This is a genomic window from Streptomyces sp. WAC05292 (assembly GCF_003949955.1).
Classification (GTDB): Bacteria; Actinomycetota; Actinomycetes; order Streptomycetales; family Streptomycetaceae; genus Streptomyces; species Streptomyces globosus.
On sequence record NZ_RPSE01000459.1, the window covers coordinates 1 to 4,565 of the forward strand.

The 4,565-nt window shown below is 72.7% G+C and carries 5 protein-coding genes and 1 pseudogene; 2 read left to right on the forward strand and 4 right to left on the reverse strand.

The features are described 5' to 3' along the window. Positions 1-66: 66 nt before the first annotated feature. Positions 67-660, reverse strand: a pseudogene (locus EF903_RS29150) (MFS transporter); the annotation flags it as partial. 155 nt (positions 661-815) lie between these two features. On the opposite strand from EF903_RS29150, the gene EF903_RS29155 reads away from it, so the two are divergent. After that, positions 816-1,577 carry a phosphoglyceromutase gene (locus EF903_RS29155; RefSeq protein WP_125548005.1) on the forward strand — a complete coding sequence of 254 codons (762 nt, stop codon included), beginning with the start codon at positions 816-818 and terminating at the stop codon, positions 1,575-1,577. Positions 1,578-1,635: 58 nt separating this feature from the next. On the opposite strand, the gene EF903_RS29160 is transcribed toward EF903_RS29155, so the two are convergent. From EF903_RS29160 to phoU, 3 genes are all read right to left on the reverse strand, one after another. Then, entirely contained in the window at positions 1,636-1,998 is a 363-nt protein-coding gene (locus EF903_RS29160) for a hypothetical protein (protein ID WP_125548006.1), read from the reverse strand. A gap of 168 nt (positions 1,999-2,166) precedes the next feature. Then, positions 2,167-2,316: a hypothetical protein gene (locus tag EF903_RS34435; RefSeq protein ID WP_185902886.1), complete on the reverse strand. Its 150-nt coding sequence runs from the start codon at positions 2,314-2,316 to the stop codon at positions 2,167-2,169. 139 nt (positions 2,317-2,455) lie between these two features. Then, the gene (gene phoU, locus EF903_RS29165; RefSeq protein ID WP_125548007.1) at positions 2,456-3,133 is read right to left on the reverse strand and encodes a phosphate signaling complex protein PhoU; all 678 of its coding nucleotides are present in this window, start codon (positions 3,131-3,133) and stop codon (positions 2,456-2,458) included. A gap of 211 nt (positions 3,134-3,344) precedes the next feature. Between phoU and EF903_RS29170 the strand changes: the two genes are divergently transcribed. Further along, positions 3,345-4,565 (forward strand): cell wall metabolism sensor histidine kinase WalK (locus tag EF903_RS29170; protein ID WP_260616081.1); only part of this gene is annotated, 1,221 nt, incomplete at its 3' end.

Consider the following 4,565-nt stretch of genomic DNA (forward strand, 5'->3'; position numbering starts at 1 on the left):
GGTGCGGGCCTTCGCCCTGAACTACTGGGCCATCAACCTGGGCTTCGCGATCAGCTCGGTCGCCGCGGGCCGCGACTCGGGCAGCTTCACGAACACGAGCACCGCGCACACCAGCGTCAGCGCCGCCTCCCCGAGGAAGCCCGCCAGGTAGCTGTACTCGGCGACGAACCCCGCGGCGACCGAGCTGATCGCGAAGCCCAGGTTGATGGCCCAGTAGTTCAGGGCGAAGGCCCGCACCCGGTCCTCGGGCGGGACGATGTCCGCCAGCATCGCCGACACCGCCGGGCGGGAGGCGTTCGAGGCCATGCCCACCAGCATGGCCACCGCGGCTATCGCCGCCGGATGCTCCATGAACCCGAGCAGGGCCACCGACCCGGCCGTGGCCAGGTTCGCCGCCAGCATCGTGGGCCGCCGCCCCAGCCGGTCCGTCATCACCCCCGCCACCAGCGAGGACACCACCCCGCCCAGCCCGTGCAGCGCCGCGACGAGCCCGGCGAACGACGCCGAGTAGCCGCGCTCCAGCGTCAGGTACAGCGCCATGAACGTGGCGACGAACGCCCCCAGCCGGTTGACGAGCGTGCTCGCCCACAGCCACCAGAACGCCCGTGGCAGCCCCTCCACGCTCTCGCGTGCGGCACGTATGAGACTTCCCGCGGACATGACGCGATCCCCCCGAACATGTAAGTGTCTCCCCAGCAGTCCGCACCCTACGGTTCGGTGCGTTCCGGAAGCCACCGGATTGACGCGTACCGTCAATCCGCGAGGGCCCCGGCACCGCGTGCCGCCCGCCGGAGCCGTCCATTAGGCTCCTGTGCATGGCCGACGCACCGTACAAGCTGATCCTGCTCCGCCACGGCGAGAGCGAGTGGAACGCGAAGAACCTGTTCACCGGCTGGGTGGACGTCAACCTCAACGAGAAGGGCGAGAAGGAGGCGGTCCGCGGCGGTGAGCTGCTGAAGGACGCCGGCCTGCTCCCCGACGTCGTGCACACCTCCCTCCAGAAGCGCGCCATCCGCACCGCGCAGCTGGCCCTGGAGGCCGCCGACCGCCACTGGATCCCGGTCCACCGCTCCTGGCGCCTGAACGAGCGCCACTACGGCGCCCTCCAGGGCAAGGACAAGGCGCAGACGCTCGCCGAGTTCGGCGAGGAGCAGTTCATGCTGTGGCGCCGCTCCTACGACACCCCGCCGCCGCCGCTCGAGGACGGCACCGAGTTCTCCCAGTCGGACGACGCGCGCTACGCGACGATCCCGCCGGAGCTGCGCCCGCGCACGGAATGCCTGAAGGACGTCGTCGGCCGCATGCTGCCGTACTGGTACGACGGCATCGTCCCGGACCTGCTGGCCGGCCGCACCGTCCTGGTCGCCGCGCACGGCAACTCGCTGCGCGCCCTGGTGAAGCACCTGGACGGCATCTCCGACGCCGACATCGCGGGCCTGAACATCCCGACCGGCATCCCGCTCGCGTACGAGCTCGACGCCGACTTCAAGCCCCTCAACCCGGGCGGCACGTACCTCGACCCGGAGGCCGCGGCGGCCGCCATCGAGGCCGTCAAGAACCAGGGCAAGAAGAAGTAAGGACCGGCCCGAAGGAGCCGTCGGCCCGCGTCGTCCGCGGGCCGGGGGCTCCCGGCCGTCACTCCTCGCCGTACCGGGCGAAAACGTCCCGTTGCTCGTCCTGCCAGGTCCAGTCGGCCGGCCGGGAGAAGGGGGCGGAGCGCGCGAGGACCGAGAACTGCTCGGAGGGCCGGCGGCTCGCCTTGTTCACCACGATCGCCGAGAGCATCGGCGCCCGGCCGTCCTCGTTGCCGTGCAGGCACACGTCCTTGAGCAGGTAGGTCATCACTCCGCGGTGGGGCGGGACCGAGTCGAAGCCCTGCTTCGCCAGCTCGGCGCTCAGATCGCCGTACGTGAGTGGTTTCCCCCGGCGGGCCTGCCGCCGCAGGATCGCCGCGGCGGCCTCCACCGCAGGCTGGTACTCCGGGTCCTTGCGCCTCATCGGGCTCCCCCCGCCTCGTGGACCGCTGTCCGGACTGCGCAGCGTAGCGGCCGGCGCGTCCCGGTACCGGTGAAACCGGCGAAAAGCCTGTACGCGGGAGCCCCCTGGCCGCGGCATGCGCGGGCGGGGGGGGCTCCCGGGTGTTCGGCGGGGCGGTCGTGGGCGGTGTCAGCCGCCGCACTGGCAGGGGGCTCCGGACTGGCAGCCGCAGCCGCAGCCCGAGCCGCAGCCGCAGGCCGCGAGCAGCGGCAGCCGCAGCGGCTCCGGAGCCGGCTCCCTCTCGGACTCCGGAGTGACGGGGACGGGGGAATCGGGCATGGTTCCTCCTCGCAGGCGGTGTACGCGTGGGCCTACTGCCTTCCGCCTCATTCATGCCCAGCCGCACGGGCGCGTCAACGGCGCACAGGGGCTCGACGGCGCCCGTGCAGGGTCCGGACCCGGGCCGCCGGCCGCCCGGTCAGACCTCCTCCGGCGGGACCGGCGCCTGCAGCTCGTCCGCGTGCTCGCCCGTCACCAGGTACACGACGCGCTTGGCCACCGACACCGCGTGGTCCGCGAACCGCTCGTAGTAGCGGCCCAGCAGCGTCACGTCCACCGCCGTCTCGATGCCGTGCTTCCAGCGGTCGTCCATCAGGTGCTGGAACAGCGTGCGGTGCAGCTGGTCCATCTCGTCGTCGTCCGTCTCCAGCTGGAGCGCCAGGTCCACGTCCTTCGTGATGATCACCTCGGCGGCCTTCGCCATCAGCCGCTGCGCCAGCTGCCCCATCTCCAGGATCGTCGCGTGCAGGTCCCGCGGGACCGCCGCGTCCGGGAACCGCAGCCGCGCGAGCTTGGCCACGTGCTGCGCGAGGTCGCCGGAGCGCTCCAGGTCGGCGCTCATCCGCAGCGAGGTCACCACGATCCGCAGGTCGGTGGCGACCGGCTGCTGCCGGGCGAGGAGCGCGATGGCGCGGGCCTCCAGGTCGTGCTGGAGGTCGTCGATCTTCTGGTCGGCCGCGATGACGCTCTCGGCGAGCTTCAGGTCGGCGTCGAGCATGGACGTCGTGGCCCGCCCGATGGCGGAGCCCACCAGCCGGGCCATCTCGACGAGGCTCTCGCCGATCGAGTCCAGTTCCTCGTGGTACGCGTCACGCATGGTGTCCCTCTCTTGGCCTACTGCGCGGTGCCCGGGGGCCGGCCCGGATGCGGGCTTCAGCCCCACGGTGCCACGCTGGACGGCGTACGCGTCCGACTCCGGCACCGGAAGTGAATCGGCTCCGTCGCCCCGGTGAACTCTGGGCGACGACTGTTCGAGGCACCCCCCGAACGGCTGGGGAAGTGCCGTCGCGCCTGCTTAACCTGGACGCATGGACGTGAACGCGGCGGTCGCCGCAGCTGCAGCGATCGCCGGTGCCTGCACCGGTGTCGTCGCCACGCTGGCGTTCCGCTGGAGCGAGCGCGACCAGGCCCGCCCCACCCGGAGCTCCATGCGCCCCGACCTGAACGCGGTGCTCCCGCCCGGGGTCGACACCGTGCTGTCGGTGCTCCGCTCCTCCGCCGTCGTGCTCGACGAGGGCGACGCGGTGGTCAAGGCCAGCTCCGCGGCGTACGCCCTCGGGCTCGTCCGCGGCGGCCGGCTCGCCGTGGAGCCGATGCTGCACATGGCGCGCGACACCCGCCGCGACGGGGAGATACGCCAGGTCGAGCTGGACCTGCCGCGCCGCGGCACCGGCCGCGGGGAGGCCCTCGCCGTCTCGGCGCGCGTGGCGCCGCTCGGCTCGCGGCTGGTGCTGCTGCTGGTCGAGGACCTCACGGAGGCCCGCCGCATCGAGGCCGTGCGCCGCGACTTCGTCGCGAACGTCTCGCACGAGCTGAAGACGCCGGTGGGCGCGATCTCCCTGCTGTCCGAGGCCGTCATGGACGCCGCCGACGACCCCGAGGCGGTCAGCCGCTTCGCGGGCCGCATGCAGATCGAGGCGACCCGCCTGATCAACCTCGTACAGGAGCTCATCGACCTGTCCCGGGTGCAGAACGACGACCCGCTGGACGACGCCGAGCCCGTCCGCGTGGACACGCTGGTGGAGGAGGCGATCGACCGCTGCCGCCACACCGCGTCCGCGAAGCACATCACCATGGCTTCCGGCGGCACCGCCGACCTGCGCGTCTGGGGGCACCGCGGCCAGCTCGCGGCGGCCCTGGGCAACCTGGTGGAGAACGCCGTCAACTACAGTCCGGCCCGGACCCGCGTCGGGATCGCCGCCCGCCGCGTCACCGCCCCGGGCGGCGACCTGATCGAGATCTCCGTCACCGACCAGGGCATAGGCATCCCCGAGAAGGACCGCGAGCGGATCTTCGAACGCTTCTACCGCGTCGACCCGGCCCGCTCCCGCGCCACCGGGGGAACGGGCCTCGGCCTCGCGATCGTCAAGCATGTGGCGGCCTCCCACGGCGGGGAGGTCAGCGTGTGGAGCTCGGAGGGCCAGGGCTCCACGTTCACGCTGCGCCTGCCCGAGGCGGCCGCATCCACGGGCCCCGCCCGTGCCCCGGCAGGGGAGGCGGACCCGTCGCCCACCCCCGGCCACCCGACC